Here is a 17865-nt window from a genome sequence, read left to right on the forward strand (position 1 = left end):
GAAATCCGGGGCCCGCTGTTTTTCTGGGTCGGAAGCCCTGCCGCGCAGCTACTTCAGCAGCCGGGACATCCTCCGGTCCGCCAGCAGCTTGCCGCCGGTCTGGCAGGTAGGGCAGTACTGCAGGGAGGAATCCGCGAAGGCCACCTCCCGGACGGTGTCCCCGCACACCGGGCAGGGCTCACCGGTCCGCGCATGCACCCGCATGGCCTGCCGCTTGGAGTCCTTCAATTCCGCGGCGGGACGCCCGGACGCATTCTCGATTGCAGATTCCAGGACGGCACCCATGGCTTCGAACAACCGTTGGACCTCGGCCGGTCCCAGCTTCGCGCCGATGGCAAACGGAGACAGATGCGCTGCATGCAGGATCTCGTCGCTGTAGGCATTGCCGATCCCCGCGATGGCTGATTGGTCCCGAAGCAGCCCCTTGATCTGGCCGTGATGGGTGCCGACCAGCTCCCCGAAAGCCGCCGGGTCGACGTCGAGCGCTTCCGGCCCCAGCCGGGCAATCCCGGGGACGTCGGCGAGGTCCCGGACAACGTACACCGCCAGCGACTTCCGGGTGCCCGCTTCCGTGAGGTCAAAGCCCGGTTGCGCCGAGCCGTCCTCCGTTGCGAACCGCACCCGCAGCGCCATCGCTCCCCGGCCCGGCCGCAGCCGGCCCGGCTTCAACGCATCGGACCAGCGCAGCCAGCCCGCCTTGGCCAGATGCATCACCAAATGCACTCCCCCGGCGGTGACCACCAGGAACTTCCCCCGGCGTTCGACGTCGGTCACCGGACCGGCATAGAGCTCCTCCAGCGGCACCGCCGCGGTTTTCAGCACGGGGAAAGACAGCACTTCGACGTCGGCGATCACCAGTGCGGGGGCATCGGGCGGGAGCAGCTTTGACCGCAGGTAATCAACCAGTCCCTGTACTTCAGGCATCTCGGGCATGCCAACACCCTAACGGTGGTCCGGTGGCGGCGTCACTGCTCCGAATGCGCCTGCAGGAACGAATACACCTCGGTCTCGTCGACGCCGGGGAACGCACCGGGCGGCAAGGCAGCCAGCAGGTGCGAATGCGCCCGTGCGCTGGGCCAGGCAAAGCCGGACCACTCGGACGCCAGCTCCCCCGGCGGGGTGCGGCAGCAGTCCGGATCGGGACAGCGCGATTTGGACCGTTCCGTGGTGTCCCGGCCCCGGAACCACTTCACGTGCTGGTACGGCACCCCGATGCTGAGCGAAAACTTGCCGGCCGAACCCCGTTCCGTACGTGCCGTGCACCAGTAGGTGCCGGCCGGAGTGTCGGTGTACTGGTTGAATGCACTGAACTGGTCCGGCACGGAAAAGACCTCCCGAGAGGTCCAGTACCGGCAGATCGGCTGGCCCTCAATGGCGCCGGTGTGGTCCGCAGGGAACGTCACGCCGTCGTTCTCGTATGCCTTATAGACAATGCCGCTCTCATGCACCTTCTGGAAATGGGTGGGAATACCCAAATGCTCGGTGGCGAGATTGGTGAACCGGTGCGCAGCAGTTTCATAGGACACCGCGAAGGCGTCCCGGATGTCCTCCACGGCAATCTCCTTGGCGGCCTTGGCCCGCTGCAGGAACTCGACCGTCGCCTTTTCCGGCAGCAGCAGCGCGGCGGCGAAGTAGTTCGTGGCCACCCGCTGGCCCAGGAACTCCCCGTAACTGCTGGGCGTCTGGTGCTGAAGCACGTAGTGTCCCAGCGCCTGCAGCAGTACGGACCGGGGATCGTGGTCCGATCGCTGGGACTGGGTCAGGTAGATGCGCCGGTTCTTCAGGTCGGTGACCGAACGCGTGGAGTGCGGCAGGTCGTTGACATGGTGGAGGCTGAAACCCAGGTGCGCCGCAATATCGGCGATCACATGCTGGGACAGCGGACCGGACGTGTGCCCCACCGAATCCAGCACCTTCTGCGCCTCGGCCTCGTATTCGGGGAAGTAGTTGTTCCGCTCGCGCATCATGGCCCGCAGTTCGCCGTTGGCCCGGCGGGCCTCCTCCGGGGTGGCCACCTGCTCGTTGAGCCGGCGCTCGAGCTCGGCCTGCAGCCCCACCAGGGATTCGAGGACGTCGATGGGCAGCCGTGAACCGATCCGCACCTTCGGCAGGCCCAGGGAAGCATAGAGCGGGCCGCGCTGCGCCCGCTCTAGTTCGATTTCCAGCGCGGCACGCCGGCTCGGCGGCTCCGCGCCCAGCAGGGAATCGATGCTGACGTCCAGCGCAGCGGCCAGCGCCTGCATCATGCCGAGCTTGGGCTCGCGCTTGCCGTTCTCGATGAGGGACAACTGGGACGCCACGGTTCCGACGGCGGCGCCCAGGTCATCGAGCGTCATGCCCTTGGCCTTGCGCAGGTGCCGGACGCGGCGGCCGAGGCTGATGACGTCCAGCGTGCGCTCGGCGTCGGGCCCCAATCCGCCCTTCGGGGAGTCAGGAGCGGGTCTATTCCATGTAGTAGGCGTCACATTTTCAGATTACGCGAAGAATCGCGTTTCTTTCCATAGAAAACCCCTAGAAGAGGGCTTGTTGTTGGCACAGGCTTAGTTCACAGCAGGAAATTCCGGTTTGAAGCGGACCGGTTTGAATGAATGATTTCAAGGAGATACAAGCATGAGCCAGGACCAGCCCACCGCCCCCACAGCAGAACAGCTCACTTCCGACTGGGAGACCAACCCCCGCTGGGACGGCATCGAGCGCGACTACACCGCCGACGACGTCGTCAAGCTGCGCGGCCGCGTCCAGGAAGAGCACACGCTGGCCCGCCGCGGTTCCGAAAAGCTCTGGGACCAGCTGCGCAACGCCGGCGATGAGGGCTACACCAACGCCCTTGGCGCCCTCACCGGCAACCAGGCCGTCCAGCAGGTCAAGGCCGGGCTCAAGGCCATTTACCTCTCCGGCTGGCAGGTAGCCGCCGATGCGAACAACTCCGGCCACACCTACCCGGACCAGTCCCTCTACCCGGCCAACTCGGTTCCCACCGTGGTCCGCCGCATCAACAACGCCCTGCTGCGCGCCGACCAGATCGAATTCGCCGAAGGCATCCAGAGCGTCGACGACTACCTGGTGCCGATCGTGGCTGACGCCGAGGCCGGCTTCGGCGGCCCGCTGAACGCCTACGAACTGATGAAGGCCATGATCACCTCCGGCGCATCGGGCGTGCACTGGGAAGACCAGCTTGCCTCGGAGAAGAAGTGCGGCCACCTCGGCGGCAAGGTCCTCATCCCCACCGGCCAGCACATCCGCACCCTGAACGCCGCCCGCCTCGCGGCCGACGTCGCCGGCACGCCCACCGTGGTCATTGCCCGCACCGACGCCGAAGCAGCCACGCTGATCACCTCCGACGTCGATGAGCGGGACCAGGAGTTCATCACCGGCGAGCGCACCGCCGAAGGCTTCTACAAGGTCCGCAACGGCATTGAGCCCTGCATCGCCCGGGCCAAGGCCTACGCACCGTACTCGGACCTGATCTGGATGGAAACCGGCACGCCGGACCTGGAGATGGCCCGCAAGTTCGCCGAGTCCGTGCGGTCCGAATTCCCCGACCAGATGCTGGCGTACAACTGCTCGCCGTCCTTCAACTGGAAGAAGCACCTGGACGACGAGACCATCGCCAAGTTCCAGCGCGAACTCGGCGCCATGGGCTTCAAGTTCCAGTTCATCACCCTGGCCGGCTTCCACGCCCTGAACTACTCCATGTTCGACCTGGCGCACGGCTACGCCCGCTCCGGCATGAGCGCCTACGTGGAACTGCAGGAAAAGGAGTTCGGCTCCGAATCCCGCGGCTACACCGCCACGAAGCACCAGCGTGAGGTTGGCACCGGCTACTTCGACGCCATCGCCACGGCACTGAACCCCGAAGGCAGCACCCTGGCCCTGGCCGGCTCCACGGAGTCCAGCCAGTTCCACTAAACCCGGTCCTGCGGGGGCGTCGACTGCATCCGCAGCGGCGCCCCCGCGGCAACACCGCCACAGTTTTGAAAGACCACAAGGAGAACGCCATGAATGACCCGATCACCCTGAACGGCATTTCCCTCACCGCTCCCGCAGTGCGGCGGCAGGAGGAAATCCTCACCCCGCAGGCGTTGGACTTCGTCAAGGCGCTGCACCGGGCCACGGCCACCCGCCGGCAGGAACTCCTTCAGCAGCGCCAGGCCCGCCGGACGCAGATTTCCAACGGTGCGGACCCGACGTTCCTGCCCGAAACCCGGAACATCCGCGAGGACGACTCCTGGCAGGTAGCCCCCACGGCTCCGGGGCTGGAAGACCGGCGTGTGGAGATCACCGGCCCGGTGGACCGGAAGATGACCATCAACGCCCTGAACTCCGGTGCGAAGGTATGGCTGGCCGACATGGAGGACTCCTCCACGCCGTCGTGGTCCAACGTCATCAACGGCCAGTTGAACCTGCGCGACGCCCTGGACCGGCGCATCGACTTCACCTCTCCGGAGGGCAAGGAATACCGGGTACAGGGCGCCTCGCTCACCGACCTGCCCACCATCGTGGTCCGCCCCCGCGGCTGGCACCTGCCGGAAAAGCACATGCTGGTGGACAACACCCCGATCGCCGGCGGTCTCGTGGACTTCGGGCTGTACTTCTTCCACAACGCCCAGCGCCTGATCTCCCAGGGCCGCGGCCCCTACTTCTACCTGCCGAAGATTGAAAACCACCTCGAGGCACGGCTCTGGAATGACATCTTTGTCCTGGCCCAGGACCTGCTCGGCATCCCGCAGGGAACCATCCGCGCCACGGTCCTGATCGAGACCATCACCGCCGCGTTCGAGATGGAGGAAATCCTCTACGAACTGCGGGACCACGCTGCAGGCCTGAATGCCGGCCGCTGGGACTACATCTTCTCGGTGATCAAGAACTTCCGGACGCGCGGACCCCGGTTCGTGTTGCCGGACCGGAACATGGTCACCATGACCGCGCCGTTCATGCGTTCCTACACCGAGCAGCTTGTCCGCGCCTGCCACCGCCGCGGCGCCCACGCTATCGGCGGCATGGCTGCCTTCATCCCGAACCGCAAGGACGCCGCAGCCAACGACGTCGCCATGGAGAAGGTGCGCGCCGACAAGACCCGCGAGGCCGGCGACGGTTTCGACGGATCCTGGGTGGCGCACCCGGACCTGGTGCCCGTGGCCATGGAGGTGTTCGACGGGGTGCTCGGCGACCGTCCCAACCAGCTGGAGAAGACCCGTGAAGACGTGGTGCCCAACGACAAGGCGCTGCTGGACATCGCTTCCACGCCCGGCGTCATCACCGAGGCCGGCATCCGCAGCAACATCGAGGTGGGCATCCGCTACATCGAGTCCTGGCTGCGGGGCAACGGTGCGGCCGCCATCAACAACCTGATGGAAGACGCCGCCACCGCGGAAATCTCCCGCTCGCAGATCTGGCAGTGGATCCACTGCTCCGCCGTGACCGACGAGGGCGACGTTGTGACCCACCAGTGGGTGGAGGAACTGCTCGACGAGGAGTTCACGAACCTGCAGCGCTTCGAGGGCGACCGCTTCGACGATGCCCGCGAGCTTTTTGAGGAAGTTGCCTGCGGGGAACATTTCCCCACCTTCCTCACCGTGCCGGCCTACGCCCGCTTCCTGCATGAATCGCAGGAACTGGCCGCGGCCTAACCCCTGGGGGGTGACGCGGATACCGCTTCAGTATCCGCACCGGCAAGGGCCGGGAGTACTTCCGCTGGTGTTCGAACACTGCGGGAATTGCTCCCGGCCCTTTCTGCGTTGCACCCGATATGAAGATTGATATCTGGTCCGACATTGCCTGCCCGTGGTGCTACATCGGCAAGCGCCGCTTCGAGGCCGCCCTCGCCCGTTTCCCGCACCGGGACGAGGTGGAAGTCCACTGGCACAGTTTCCAGCTCGATCCGTCCCTGCCCGACCACTTTGACGGCACCGAGGTCCAGTACCTCAGCGAACGCAAGGGCATCGACCCCGAACAGCTCGCCGGAATGCTGGACCAGGTGTCGGTCCAGGCGGCGGGCGAAGGCCTGTCCTACGACTTCGATTCCCTCGTAGTGGCGAACAGCTTCTCCGCGCACCGGCTGATCCATCTGGCCAAGGCGGAAGGCGGCCCGAAGGCTGCCGATGCCGCCAAGGAAGCACTGCTATCGGCCCATTTCGTGAAGGGAAAGGACATCGGCGCGGCAGATGACCTGCTGGAAATCGGCACCGGCATCGGGCTGCCCGCGGACCGGGTGAAGGCCGTGCTGGCCAGTGACGAATACGCCGACGCCGTTCGCGCCGACATTGCCCAGGCCCGCTCCCTGGGGATCAGCGGCGTCCCGTTCTTCGTGCTCGATGACAAGTACGGCATTTCCGGTGCGCAGCCTGCCGACTTGTTTGCCTCCGCCCTGGAACAGGCCTGGCAGGAATCGCACCCGCTGGTTCACCTGACACCGAAGTCGGCGGACGGACCTGCCTGCGGACCTGACGGCTGCTAGGCCCTGAAGACGGCTGCCGGGACCGTGGGTTCGAACAGCCACGGTCCCAGCAGCCCGCCGGCCGAGACACCGGCAGCGGCATATGCCTTGTCGGCGAGGTCCAAAAAGTCAGAAGTACCGGCACAACCGTGCCGGTACTTCTGCGTCCACTCCTGCAGCAGCTCGAAGAAGATCCCGTCGCCGGCGCTGCGCCGCAGGACATGCAGGGTCAACGCTCCGCGCCGGTAAACCCGTTCATCGAACATGGCCGCCGGCCCGGGATCGGCCAGCTGCAGGTCCTGCCGCTGGTGCCGCAGCCACTCCAGGTCGGCCGCGGCCCGCTGGTCGCTGCCGGCGCCGTCGGCCGCCTCCGACCACAGCCACTCCGCGTAGGTTGCGAAACCCTCGTGCAGCCAGATATCCCGCCAGCTGCCCGCCGTGACCGAATTGCCGAACCACTGATGCGCAAGTTCGTGAGCCACCAAAGACGCCGACCCCGAATCCAGGTGGTTGCATCCGAAGATCGACACCGACTGCGCCTCCAAAGGGATCTCCAACTCGTCGTCGGTCACCACCACCGTGTACCGGCCGAAGGGATAGGGCCCGAACCGGGAGGTAAACAGGGTCATCATGGCGTCCTGCCGGGACAGCGCGGCACTCGCGCGGTCGGTCAGGGACGGGGGCGCAACGACGGACTGCGGTACGTCGCCGGGCAGTTCCAGGTACTCGTACCGGCCAATCTGGACCGTCGCCAAATAGCTGGACATGGGGTCGGGTTGTTCGAAGACCCAGGTCTCCCGGCCGCGGCGGTCTTCGCGGGAGACCAGCTCTCCGTTGCACGTCACCCGGTAGCCGGACTCCACCGTCACGCTGATCCGATACCGCGCTTTGTCCGCCGGCAGGTCGTTACAGGGAAACCAGGACGGAGCTCCGGTCGGCTGTCCGGCAACGAGGGCGCCGTCGGTCAATTCCTCCCAGCCGATGTCTCCCCACAGGCCGTTGCCCGCACGCGGCTTGCCCCGGTAGCGGATGCCCAGCCGAAACGTGTCACCGGCCTTCAGCTCCCGACTGGGCGTGATCGCCAGTTTGCCGCGTCGCTGCCGGAAGGAACGGACGTCCACCGGAGTTCCGGCGCACCAAAGCAGGACTTCTTCCACCCGCATCGGCCGGTCCAGGTCCAGGATGAGCTGTTCAATGTCGACCAGGGCCGAGCCGGCGAGGCGCGCCTGCCCCTTGAGCCGGTTGGGGCCGACGTCGTAATCCAGTGTCAGGTCATACTCGGTGATGCTCAGGTCCGTGGAGCCTGACGCGGGGGTATAGGGATCGGGCGCGTGGTGCTGGTGTTGGTGGTGGGATCCGGTCGGCCACATGGCGGACATCCTGACACGGCGCAGCGTTTTCGCCACGGGTAGCTCCGGGAACCGGCCTTAGTTTTCAGCGTCCCGGGCGTATTGGCGCCAGCGCTGCCGGTCCGCTTCGGGCAGGTCCTCCCAATCGGGTGCCGGGGGCATCCACAACCCGGGGAGCAGCGCCGCCCGTTCCTCGTACAGCAACCTGCCCTCGTCGGCTGCGTCGGGGTCCGTCCAGGCCGTCCCGTCGCCGGCAGGTGTTTCGCTCACGCTTAAACTCTAAGCGACACCGCAAAAACGCATCAGGGATTATGTGAAGAAACATCCTCCCGCGGTTTCCCTTCGCGCCCGCTCTCCAGCGGGCGGTCCCGTGTTCGGTCCAGCAGCCGGGGGTCTTCCGCCGGTGGGGACCACCCCGTATGGGTCCGTGGTCTTGCCGCAGCCTGGCGGTCCGACGCCGCCGTCTTGGCGAGTGTGCCGGCGCCGGGCGGCGAGCCCCGCGGCGTCCGCCGACGCCCGGCCCTTTTGAGCGCCAGCCGGATCAGCAGCCCCAGCGCCGCCAGTACGCCGAGGGTCGTCAGCGTGCCGGTCAGCGTCTCCAGCCTGTGCTCGACTGCCGCTGCCTTCTCTTCGGCCCGTGCGGCAGCGGCGGCAGCTTCGGAGGCGGCACTGGACGCCGTGAAAACGTCTTCCACGGTCCCCATAACGATGCGGTCGCCCGGGACGGCCCTGCGCAGCAACCGTGTGACCGTGGCCAGGTCCGTGGAAATGCATCCCCACGTTGGTGCGTACCCGGCATGGAAGAAGATCGCGAAGGAGGCACCCTGCCGGGTCGGCATATCCGGCGGGCGGTTCCAATTGATCACGGCTGCCTGTTCATAGAGGCCCTGCTCCATGTACCGCCAAAGGTTTTCGTCTGCTCCTCCACCTTCCCCTTCGAAGTACTGGTTATAGGTCTCTCCGTGCTGTCCGCCCCACCGGGAGGATGGTTTCAGCTCGTGATATTCCAGTTCAGTGCCCGGGTTGCTGCGGCCGAGCGCCTCGGTGAAGCTGAAGGACCCGGTCGGTGAATACAAGGTGTTCTCCCACATGCTGCCCGGGGGTGCAAAGCCGTTGCGGCCGCTGAAGCCCCAGGACTGCCATTCCTGCACATAGCCCCCGTCCTCGAAGACGCAGCCGGTGAGGCGGGTTTCCGCAGCTCCGTACTTTTCAGCCGTCGCGAAAGTGACGCGCTTGGCTTTCTGGACGGAGTAGCGGACCTCCCCCGCGTTGAGCCTCGCACACGGGTCGTGCTCCTGCTCCGCGCCGGCGGCCGGCAGCGGAGGCAGCAAAAGGGCGGCAAGCAGCACCGAAGCTGCCGCAAGCCCGAAACGGCGTGCACGACTCAACAGCATCAACTGCGCTGACGGGACCGGTGACGGGCCCGGCCTTCCGGCTCCGGCGGAGCCGGCGGATAGGGCGGGGCGGGTGGGTACGCCACCTCGCGCGGTGCCGACGAGGACGGGGCAGCCGGCTCAGCCGGCGTTCCCGCAGCCGCTGGGGCAGCCGTTGTCGGCGACGTCCGGCTCTTCCGCTGGCCTCCGGCGCGCTCCAGGTATCTGTTCCGCGCCCACTTCGAGGCTTCGGCAACTCCCTTCTCCAGCGGCCCCTGGGCGGCGTACCGCAGCCAGATGGCGGCGAAAGCCGAAAGGATGGCCAGCTGGAGAATCATTGCCGGCACTGGCTGGTCCGCCAGCAGCCCGGTAGCCAGGAGTATCAGGTGCAGGGAGTACAGGGTCAGGGTCATCTTTCCCAACAGGGCCAAGGGCTGCAGGAGCCGCCCGCTTGCCCGCCCCAGCAGCAGCAGGACCGCCAGGAACGCCGCCGAGGTGCCGATGGTGTTGGCCAGCACCAACGGCGTACTGGAGTAGGGGGCCAAGGAGGCGAGCCACCACCACGAATCTGTCGGCATCACCGGGTCCGGCCCCCAGATCAGTATCTCTTCAACGGTGTCCTCGGGGGCCGAGGACCATACCGACGTCGTGTCCACCAGATGTTGCCGTCCGCCGAAGGGGCCGAGGATGAGGGCGGAAAGGACTGCTGTTGCAAGGGCAAGGCCGATGCCGGCCGCCAGCAGCCGAATCTGCACCACCCGTTCGGCCAGGTCCAGCCGCCCGATGGCCAATCCGACGCAGACGTACGCCATCCAAGGCAGTGCGGGATACGTGCCCGAGAGAAGGACCTGGCCAAGGACACCGCCGGGGGCTTCGACGAGCGTGGTGAAGGTGGGTTCCACTCCAAGCATGTCCGGCAGCACATCCCTGGTGGCGTGCATCAGGATGGGGCCGGCGGCAGCGATACCTGCAGCAAGAACCAGCAGGGTCCGCACGCGCAGCCCGAGCAGTGGAAGGGCGAGCAGGAACATCACTCCGTAATAGACGAGGATCACCTGGGCGTTGATGGCGAGGTAGCCGAGAAACAGCCCGATGACGGTGATGAGGGCAGCGCGCACCGCAAGTCCGTATCGGACGGCAGCCATCTCCCGTCCCCGCGGCGGGTGCTTGCCGCCTGACATAAAGGCCAGCGATATCCCGGCTAGCAGTGCAAAAAGTGCGGCTCCTCGGCCGGCGAACAGAAGCCAGGTGAGCGTGGGTGCGAACTCCTCGTTCCAGGCGGGCAGGATGTGGATTGCCATCATGGCAATCAGCGCCGCTCCCCGGGCAGCATCGACACCGGTGACCCGCCGTTTGCCCACCCCTGCCAGAGCCGACCCGCTCATGCTTCCCCCTTTGTTCAATGCGCCCGTGCCAGAGTTTCGGGGAGTGCGGGGGCGGGCGCAAGCGTAGTCGGCAATCCCGCGGCGGCGAGGTCCGCCACAAGCAGTTCGGTCTCCTCTTCGCTCAGGTCCGTCAGCGGCCCCCTGACGGGGCCGGCGGGCAGCCCCAGTTTCCGAAGCGCTGCCTTGGCCGATGCCGCGCCGGGGCACCGGAACATACCGGTGTAGATCGGCAGCAGGTCACGGTGAATCCGCAGCGCGTCATCCACCCGGCCCTGCCGGTACGCGACTGTCAGGGCACGCAGCCGGTCAGCGGCGACGTGTCCGACCACCGAAACGACGCCGACGGCACCAACGGACATCAGGGGCAGATTCAATGCGTCATCACCCGAGTAATAGACCAGCTCGCTGTGCTTCATGACCCAGGATGAGGATACGAGATCCCCCTTGGCGTCCTTCACCGCAACGATGTTCGGATGGCGGCCGGCCGCCACCAAGGTTTCGGGGGCGATTGCGACGCCGGTGCGGGCAGGGATGTCGTAGAGCATCACCGGCAGGTCGGTGCTGTCGGCAATGGCTTCGAAGTGGCGCAGCAGGCCTTTTTGCGTGGGGCGTGAATAGTACGGGGCAACCACCAGCAGCCCGTCTGCCTTCTGTTCGGCCGCGGCCCGAGCCAGCTCGATGCTGTGCCGTGTGTCGGTGGAGCCCACTCCGGCGATAACCCGCCGCTCGGTGCCCGCGGTGACCCGCTTGGCGGAATGGATCATCGACGCTTTTTCCCAGTCCGAGGTTGCGAAGGACTCCCCGGTGGTGCCGTTGACCACCACGCCGTCATTCCAGCCGGTCCGCAGCAGCCATCGGGCCAGCTCCTCGGCGCCGGTCTGGTCCAGTTGGCCGCGTTCGTCCATGGGCGTGACCATTGCGGTCAGCACGGTGCCGAACCGCCGGGAGACCGTTGTCCCTGCGTTGTCCGTAGATGTACTCATAATCCTGCTCCTACAGTTTTGTACTCGATCGATTTACGGTGGCGGGCACGGCGTTCCGTGGGGCGGCTCTGGCCCCAATGTGCCAACGGGTTCCCGCACCAGGCGCTGTTCGTGGGGACGCTTTCCCCGCGCATCACCAACGAGCAGCCACCAACGGTGCCGCCCACTTCGATGGCGCTGCCCGGCAGCACGATGCTGTTTGGTCCCAGCGTGGAACCGTCACCCAGCGTTACTTCGTCCAGGCGCATGATCCGGTCATGGAAAAGATGGGTCTGCAGTACTGTGCCGCGGTTGATGCTCGCTCCGTCGCCCACCTGTATCAGGTCGAATTCCGGTAGCCACCAGGTTTCGCACCAAACGCTGCGGCCGATCCGCGCCCCCATCCAGCGCAGCCAGGCGTTGAGCATCGGGGTGCCCAGACTCATCCGCACCAATCCGGGAACGGCGAGGGATTCCGAAAACACGTCCGCCAGCTCGTTCCGCCAGACAAAGGAACTCCACAGCGGGTACTCCGAAGTTTCGAAACGGCCCACCAGCAGCCACTTCGCCATGACGGCGATGAGCGCTGCGGCGATCCCGCTCAGCAGGAGGACCGGACCGGACCACAGGACGGCCGTGAGGAACCCGAAGGTGTCATACAGTCCGGCCAACGCCCACACGGTCAGCAGGGCCAGCCAGGCCGTGATCACCGCCGGCAGGATCCTGCAGGCTTCAACTGCGCTTCGGGCAACCAGCAGGCGTCGGGGAGGATCGTAGGTCCGTGCGGTGTCCCCCACCTGCACCGGCCGCGGAAGCTCAACCGCCGGACGCCCGAACCAGGACGTACCCGCCGGCATATTCCCGGGAGCCGAAGAAAGTACCGCGATCAGGGAGTTCCCCGGCACATGTGTGTCCGGCCCCACGATCGCCGAGTTCCCGACGAAGGATTGTTCCGCGACACTCGCGGGACCGAGGTGCAGCCATCCCTGCCGCACCCGCCGCGCCGACATCATGGAATGGTCCGCCAGGAAGGTCCGGTCCTCCAGCCGCGTCAGGTGCGGCACGGTTTCCATAGTGGAGATTTCCACGTGCCGGCCGACCTTCGCGCCCAGGAGCCGCATCCACACCGGCGTGAGCACGCTGGCATAGATCGGATACATCGTAATCAGCGACCGGCTAAGCATCAGGTTGCTCAACCAGGACGCCCAGCCTGTCATGCCGTCCGCCGGGTGCATGCCCGGCGGCATCAGGTGGGCGGTACCGCGGACCACGGCGGCGGTGAGCGCGAGGAACATCAGCATGGAAATCACCACGAAGACCGGTGCCCAGACGGCCAGGATCCACAACGCATCGGTGAAAGAGGAAACACCGTTCAGCAACCACAGCATCAGGGCGGATCCGGGTGCTATGGAAAGGAGATTCAACAACGCGATGCCGGCCAGGGACGCCGGGTAGAGCAGCCGCACGCTTCGGGATTCAGCGGCAGGCGCTGCTTCCTCGGGCCATCCCGCCCCGGCGCTGCCGGTCTTCCGCATCTGGGATCCTGCCCAGAGCTCATAGGCGGGGATTTCGCCGGAGACCAGGGTGCCCGGTTCCGTTTCGGCTCCGCGGCCCACTTTCGCCCCGCCCATCAGCGTGGACCGTGCACCGATCCGTACGTCTTCACCGATCTGGATCCTGCCGATGTGGAGCTGCCCGCCTTCGATCCAGTGGCCCGCCAGGTCTACTTCGTATTCGATCGAAGTCCGGTCGCCGATCGACGCAAAACCGGTAACGGGCGGCATGGCGTCAAGGTGCACGCCTTCGCCGATGTTGCAGCCCAGCTGGCGGGCATACCATGTGCCGAGCGGGGATCCCATGATGGGTTCGAGCTTGCAGTACGTCACTATCCGCTCCGCTGCCCACAGCCTCAGGTGGGTGCTGCCGCCGCGCCGATAAATGCCGGGGCCGATCCCCAGGAGCAGCAACCTGGACGACACCACCGCGGCGATCATCCGTGCCGGCAGGCTGTACAAGGCCAGCCAGGCCGCAAGGGTGGGAACCACGGGTGGATCCGGGGTCCAGGGGCTGCCCACGACATGGAACATCACCATGCATACGACGGCGATGCCGGTGACGTACCGCAGGCCCGTAATCCCGTAGAGCGCCACGATCAGCGGCGCCTGGACCAGCCCCAGCCACCAGGGCGATTCGGGGGTTTCGCGGACGTCCAGGGTTGAATCGCGCAGCGACGCCAAGTGCTCGGACATCGTGATCAGCGTCGGGTGCTCGTAGATATCGGCGACCGAGACCTTCGGGTAACGTTCCCGCAGTGCAGAGACCAATTGGGCGGCGGCCAGGCTGGCTCCGCCCAGGGCAAAGAAATCGCTTTCCTCGGTCAGCGGCAGCGGGCCCAGCAGATCGGTCCACCGCTGGCCCAGCCAACGCAGATCGGCGTTGAGCTCCACCCGGACGTCGGTGGGGGTTTCCATCACAGGCAGGGGCCAGGGCAGGGCCTTGCGGTCGACTTTCCCCGAGGCCTTCATCGGCAGCTCATCGACGATCCCCAGCGACGGGACGATGGATGCCGGCAGGTTCTGTGCCAGTTGGGCCCGCGCGGCGCCAAGGTCCAGGGTGGCGCCGGCCGCCGGGACCAGGTATCCAGCCAGCACCTGGTTTCCGGACTGGGTGGAATGGACGGCGGCTGAAGCCGCGGCCACGCCCGGCAGCCGGCTTAGGGCATCGTCAATCTCGCCGAGTTCAACCCGCCGGCCGCCCAGTTTGATCTGCTCATCCACTCGCCCCACGAAGACGAGGCCCTCTTGGTCTGCACGGACATGGTCTCCGCTGTAGTAGGCCCGCTCCCATCCGAGGGCGGGAAGCGGGGTGAATTTCTCGGCGTCCTTTTTCGGATCGAGGTACCGCGAAACCCCTACACCGCCGATGACCAGTTCGCCCACTTCCCCCCAGCGCACGGGGTTCCCGTCTTCGCCGATGACGGCGAGGCTCCAGCCGTTCAGCGGCAGGCCAATCCGGACGGTGGACTGTCCGTCTAAAAGCGCGCCGCAGGCTATCACCGTGGTTTCAGTGGGGCCGTAGGTGTTCCAGACCTCCCGCCCGGGGGCTGCCAGACGCCGGACCAGGTCCTCCGGGCAGGCTTCTCCGCCGAAAATCAGCAGCCGCACGCGGTCAAGGGTCTCGGTGGACCAGTGCGCGGCAAGGGTGGGCACTGTTGAAACGGCAGTGATCCTCCGTTCAACGAGCCAGGGGCCGAGGTCGGCTCCGGACCGCACCACGGATCGAGGCGCCGGAACCAGGCACGCACCGTGGGCCCACGCCAGCCACATCTCCTCGCATGAGGCGTCAAAGCTGACGGACAGCCCGGCCAGGACCCGGTCCCCTGGGGAAAGCGGCGCACCGGCGCAGTAGAGCGAAGATTCGGCATCCACCAGGGCAGCCGCGGAGCGGTGGGTGACGGCCACGCCCTTGGGCTTACCCGTGGAACCGGAAGTGAAGATGATCCACGCATCGTCTTCGGGGTGCGGTTGGGGGCTGTGTCCGCCGCTGGGGACGCCCTGGAGAAGGTTCAGCTCCAACCCTGCTTCAATTACCGCGCAGACTCCGCCTTCGGCCCACACCGTTTCGGCACGGCCGGCCGGTTCGTCCGTATCCACCGGGACGTAGGCGGCCCCGGAGTACAGCACCCCGAGAATAGCTATGTACAGGTCCACGGAACCGGAGGGGACATAGATTCCCACCCGGTCTCCTGCACCGATGCCGCCGGCCCACAGCCGTTTCGCGAGGTCCTGCACACGGAGCTCAAGTTCGGCGTAGGTCAAGGAGACGGTTCCGTCATCGATGGCGGGTGCGCCCGGATAGGCGGAGACCGTTTCGGTGATGATATCGACCAGTGTCCGCTGCTCCGGTGTGCGGCCCCCGTGAAGTACCGCCAATCCTGCGGGAACGTGACCGGGGCTTGCTACTGATGGTTCCCTTTGCGGAAGGGGTGGTGCGGTCTTGCTGCCGGAGGCGGCCGGGTGCCGGATGGCTAATGGTCCTGTCGCCACGGCTTGCGGGTTTTCGGGCGTGTTCATAGAAAGCAGTTCTCCCTGCTGGTACATCTCATATCCGTGGTCGAGGGACCACAACCTGAGCCCGGCGACGGCCGGGGCGATGCAGGGAAGACTAGGAAAATGACGGCGGGTTCACATGAGTACCGCGGGCACGCAGGAGTCCATTCGGTACGGGGTTAATTACTTCCCCACCTCCGCGGCTACTCGGACCACTACCCGAACTGAATTTCGTTCCATGGGCGTCCCGCGTCAGGACGGGCAACCAGGGCACAGGTAAAAACCGCTTCCGGTGCTTCACAGCCTGCGCTTAGGTTTCCGATAGGTTACGGACAGATGCCGTTGGTTGTGTGGTCCACCCCGGCACTCGACAGGGGCGCTGGACAACACCTGCCGATGGGATCCAAAGCATGTCTTCCGTAGCTACATCGAGGCCCAGGCTGTCAGGAGTGGACGCTGCGCGCGGGCTGGCGCTTTTCGGGATGATGGCGATCCATGTCCTGCCTGCCGCGGACGAAGACGTCGAGCCGACGCTGACGTGGCTGCTGTTCGCCGGCAAGGCGGCCGCGCTCTTTGCCCTTCTGGCCGGGGTGACCTTGGCCTTCACCACCCGAAAAGCCCGGACGGAAGGGGGACACTTCCTGGCTGCGGCCCGGTGGAGCCTGGCGGCAAGAGCGGGACTGGTCACCGCCCTTGGCCTGGCCATCGCCTATGTGGACATGGACGCCTTCATCATCCTGGCGTACTACGGCGCCATGTTCCTGCTGGCAGTTCCGCTGCTGGGGGTATCCACCCGGACGCTGTTCATCGCCGCGGCGGGGTTCGCGCTGCTGGGGCCGGCCCTGATGCAGGGCCTGCGGGATTACCTCCCTGCGCCCGGGTACGACCCCACGTTCTCCACTGTGGTCACTGAACCCGGCGTCTTGGCGAGCCAGCTTTTGCTGACAGGAACCTACCCTGCCATTCCATGGCTGGCCTACATTGCCGCCGGGCTCGCTATCGGCAGGATGAGCCTGGACCGGACCAGAGTGCAGCTGGTGCTGCTGGGGTCAGGCGCGGCACTTGCCGCGGCTGCCTGGTTCGGCTCCCGGCTCTTGCTCGCCGGTCCCGGGTTTGACCGGTTGCTGGCATCGGAACCGTATCTAGGTTCCGACGATCTCCAGGGCATCCTGGTGTGGGGCACCGACGGGTACCTTCCCACCAGCTCCTGGTGGTGGCTGTCCATCGCCGCACCGCACAGCACCACACCATTCGACCTGCTGCACACCATGGGAGTTGCCACGGGCGTGCTCGGCGCCATGCTGCTGGTCGCACGCTTTGCGGGCAAGGCGTTGCTTCTCCTGTCCGCGCCCGGCCGGATGACGCTTACCCTGTACTGCACCCATCTGCTTTTCCTCGGCACCGGGGCACTGGCCGACCTCCCGGAATTCTCTCTCTGGCTTCAGATCATCGCATTCGTAATCTTCGCGGTGATCTGGCAGCGTGCGGGGAAACAGGGGCCGTTGGAGAAACTCGTCTCCCGTGGCGCCGCTTCCGCGCGGGACTCCGTCCTTCGGCGGCACCCGGACACCCGTTCCGCCAAGCGGGGCCGCTAAGCCAACCCGTCCGCCTTACCCGCGTCCACGGCGTAGGACAGCGCAAAGGAGGCGGGCAGCCCCAACTCCTCCGGCTCGACGTCGTACGCGCGCAGCCCGGTGAACCCGACGCCGTTTCCGCGCCCCCGTTCGCCGAAATCCGTTTCCACACTGCGGGGATCAACTCGCAGCCCGTGCCCGGAGGCCTTCAGCAGGGCTTCCTTGCGTACCCAGATCTGCGCCCGCAGGCGGGGGCGGTTCGGAACCGGGACGGCGGCGATGGCCGCCTTTTCCGTATCGGTGGCCATGACGTCCTCGACCGCCGTATCCGCGAAAGCCCGTGCGGCTGCGTCTTCCAAATCCACTCCCACACGCGTCTCGGCGAGCGCCGCCGCGAGCCAGTTCCCGGAACGGCTGAAACTGACCTTGAACGGGATTGGCCCGCCCGCAATGAAATAGCGCGGCTCCCCGTGGCTTCCGTCATTGCCGTGCAGGCAGTCGGGACAGTGCGCCGCTGCGCTCACCGCATCCTCGGGTGCGTGCAGGTACGCTGCCACGAAGGACCGGGCGGCCAGCCGTCCGGCCAGGAAACGACGGCGGTCCTCCTCGTGATGGAACCCCTCCGCCCGTGCGCGTACGGCGGCGCCCAAGCTGTCCGCTGCCCGAAGGTCCACCGTGTCCAGCGGCCGTACGGCCAGCCGCAGCACTCCCGGTTCCTGCCGGGGTGGAAACGTGTG

At 66.4% G+C, this 17865-nt stretch carries 13 protein-coding genes; 4 read left to right on the plus strand and 9 right to left on the minus strand.

Translation table 11 applies throughout. The features are described from left to right. Nucleotides 1-48 precede the first annotated feature (48 nt). Together NNX35_RS15535 and NNX35_RS15540 are read right to left on the minus strand one after the other, a co-directional pair. Nucleotides 49-933, minus strand: coding sequence for an Fpg/Nei family DNA glycosylase (locus NNX35_RS15535; RefSeq protein ID WP_255767373.1), 885 nt, complete (start codon nt 931-933; stop codon nt 49-51). 32 nt (nt 934-965) lie between these two features. After that, nucleotides 966-2465 (minus strand): helix-turn-helix domain-containing protein, encoded by a 1500-nt coding sequence (locus tag NNX35_RS15540; protein ID WP_308219755.1) that lies wholly within the window; start codon nt 2463-2465, stop codon nt 966-968. Nucleotides 2466-2610: 145 nt separating this feature from the next. On the opposite strand from NNX35_RS15540, the gene aceA reads away from it, so the two are divergent. The 3 genes from aceA to NNX35_RS15555 all read left to right on the plus strand — a co-directional run bounded on the left by aceA (nt 2611) and on the right by NNX35_RS15555 (nt 6457). After that, on the plus strand, nt 2611-3909 hold the full coding sequence (aceA, locus tag NNX35_RS15545) for an isocitrate lyase (protein ID WP_255868260.1): 1299 nt from the start codon (nt 2611-2613) through the stop codon (nt 3907-3909). Between the two features lie 89 nt (nt 3910-3998). Continuing rightward, nucleotides 3999-5630 (plus strand): malate synthase A, encoded by a 1632-nt coding sequence (aceB, locus tag NNX35_RS15550; RefSeq protein WP_255863652.1) that lies wholly within the window; start codon nt 3999-4001, stop codon nt 5628-5630. Nucleotides 5631-5749: 119 nt separating this feature from the next. After that, nucleotides 5750-6457: a DsbA family protein gene (locus NNX35_RS15555; RefSeq protein WP_255767369.1), complete on the plus strand. Its 708-nt coding sequence runs from the start codon at nt 5750-5752 to the stop codon at nt 6455-6457. Here the strand turns inward: NNX35_RS15555 and NNX35_RS15560 are convergent. From NNX35_RS15560 to NNX35_RS15585, 6 genes are read right to left on the minus strand one after another with little or no spacing between them, the layout of a single operon-like run. Next, nucleotides 6454-7806: a M1 family metallopeptidase gene (locus NNX35_RS15560; RefSeq protein ID WP_255868261.1), complete on the minus strand. Its 1353-nt coding sequence runs from the start codon at nt 7804-7806 to the stop codon at nt 6454-6456. The genes NNX35_RS15555 and NNX35_RS15560 overlap by 4 nt on opposite strands. A gap of 57 nt (nt 7807-7863) precedes the next feature. Next, nucleotides 7864-8055, minus strand: a complete 192-nt coding sequence (locus tag NNX35_RS15565) for a hypothetical protein (RefSeq protein ID WP_255767367.1) — start codon at nt 8053-8055, stop codon at nt 7864-7866. Between the two features lie 32 nt (nt 8056-8087). After that, nucleotides 8088-9173: a hypothetical protein gene (locus tag NNX35_RS15570; RefSeq protein ID WP_255868262.1), complete on the minus strand. Its 1086-nt coding sequence runs from the start codon at nt 9171-9173 to the stop codon at nt 8088-8090. Nucleotides 9174-9178: 5 nt separating this feature from the next. Then, entirely contained in the window at nt 9179-10543 is a 1365-nt protein-coding gene (locus NNX35_RS15575) for a heparan-alpha-glucosaminide N-acetyltransferase domain-containing protein (protein ID WP_255868263.1), read from the minus strand. A 14-nt stretch (nt 10544-10557) separates the two neighbouring features. Next, the gene (gene dapA, locus NNX35_RS15580; RefSeq protein WP_255767363.1) at nt 10558-11526 is read right to left on the minus strand and encodes a 4-hydroxy-tetrahydrodipicolinate synthase; all 969 of its coding nucleotides are present in this window, start codon (nt 11524-11526) and stop codon (nt 10558-10560) included. After that, nucleotides 11523-15437, minus strand: coding sequence for a Pls/PosA family non-ribosomal peptide synthetase (locus tag NNX35_RS15585; protein ID WP_255868264.1), 3915 nt, complete (start codon nt 15435-15437; stop codon nt 11523-11525). Before NNX35_RS15585 ends, dapA begins: the two co-directional genes overlap by 4 nt. Before the next feature lie 566 nt (nt 15438-16003). On the opposite strand from NNX35_RS15585, the gene NNX35_RS15590 reads away from it, so the two are divergent. Next, on the plus strand, nt 16004-17149 hold the full coding sequence (locus tag NNX35_RS15590; RefSeq protein ID WP_255868265.1) for a heparan-alpha-glucosaminide N-acetyltransferase domain-containing protein: 1146 nt from the start codon (nt 16004-16006) through the stop codon (nt 17147-17149). Here NNX35_RS15590 and NNX35_RS15595 read toward each other — a convergent pair. Next, nucleotides 17146-17835, minus strand: coding sequence for a 4'-phosphopantetheinyl transferase superfamily protein (locus tag NNX35_RS15595; RefSeq protein WP_255868266.1), 690 nt, complete (start codon nt 17833-17835; stop codon nt 17146-17148). The two genes, NNX35_RS15590 and NNX35_RS15595, sit on opposite strands and share 4 nt — an antisense overlap. Nucleotides 17836-17865 lie beyond the last annotated feature (30 nt).

The sequence above is a fragment of the Arthrobacter sp. zg-Y844 genome, assembly GCF_024385465.1.
Classification (GTDB): domain Bacteria; phylum Actinomycetota; class Actinomycetes; order Actinomycetales; family Micrococcaceae; genus Arthrobacter_B.

Coding starts and splice junctions, on each gene's coding strand:
- NNX35_RS15535 (WP_255767373.1), bottom strand. CDS start 933: ATGCCCGAGATGCCTGAAGTACAGGGACTGGTTGATTACCTGCGGTCA.
- aceA (WP_255868260.1), top strand. CDS start 2,611: ATGAGCCAGGACCAGCCCACCGCCCCCACAGCAGAACAGCTCACTTCC.
- aceB (WP_255863652.1), top strand. CDS start 3,999: ATGAATGACCCGATCACCCTGAACGGCATTTCCCTCACCGCTCCCGCA.
- NNX35_RS15555 (WP_255767369.1), top strand. CDS start 5,750: ATGAAGATTGATATCTGGTCCGACATTGCCTGCCCGTGGTGCTACATC.
- NNX35_RS15560 (WP_255868261.1), bottom strand. CDS start 7,806: ATGTGGCCGACCGGATCCCACCACCAACACCAGCACCACGCGCCCGAT.
- NNX35_RS15575 (WP_255868263.1), bottom strand. CDS start 10,543: ATGAGCGGGTCGGCTCTGGCAGGGGTGGGCAAACGGCGGGTCACCGGT.
- dapA (WP_255767363.1), bottom strand. CDS start 11,526: ATGAGTACATCTACGGACAACGCAGGGACAACGGTCTCCCGGCGGTTC.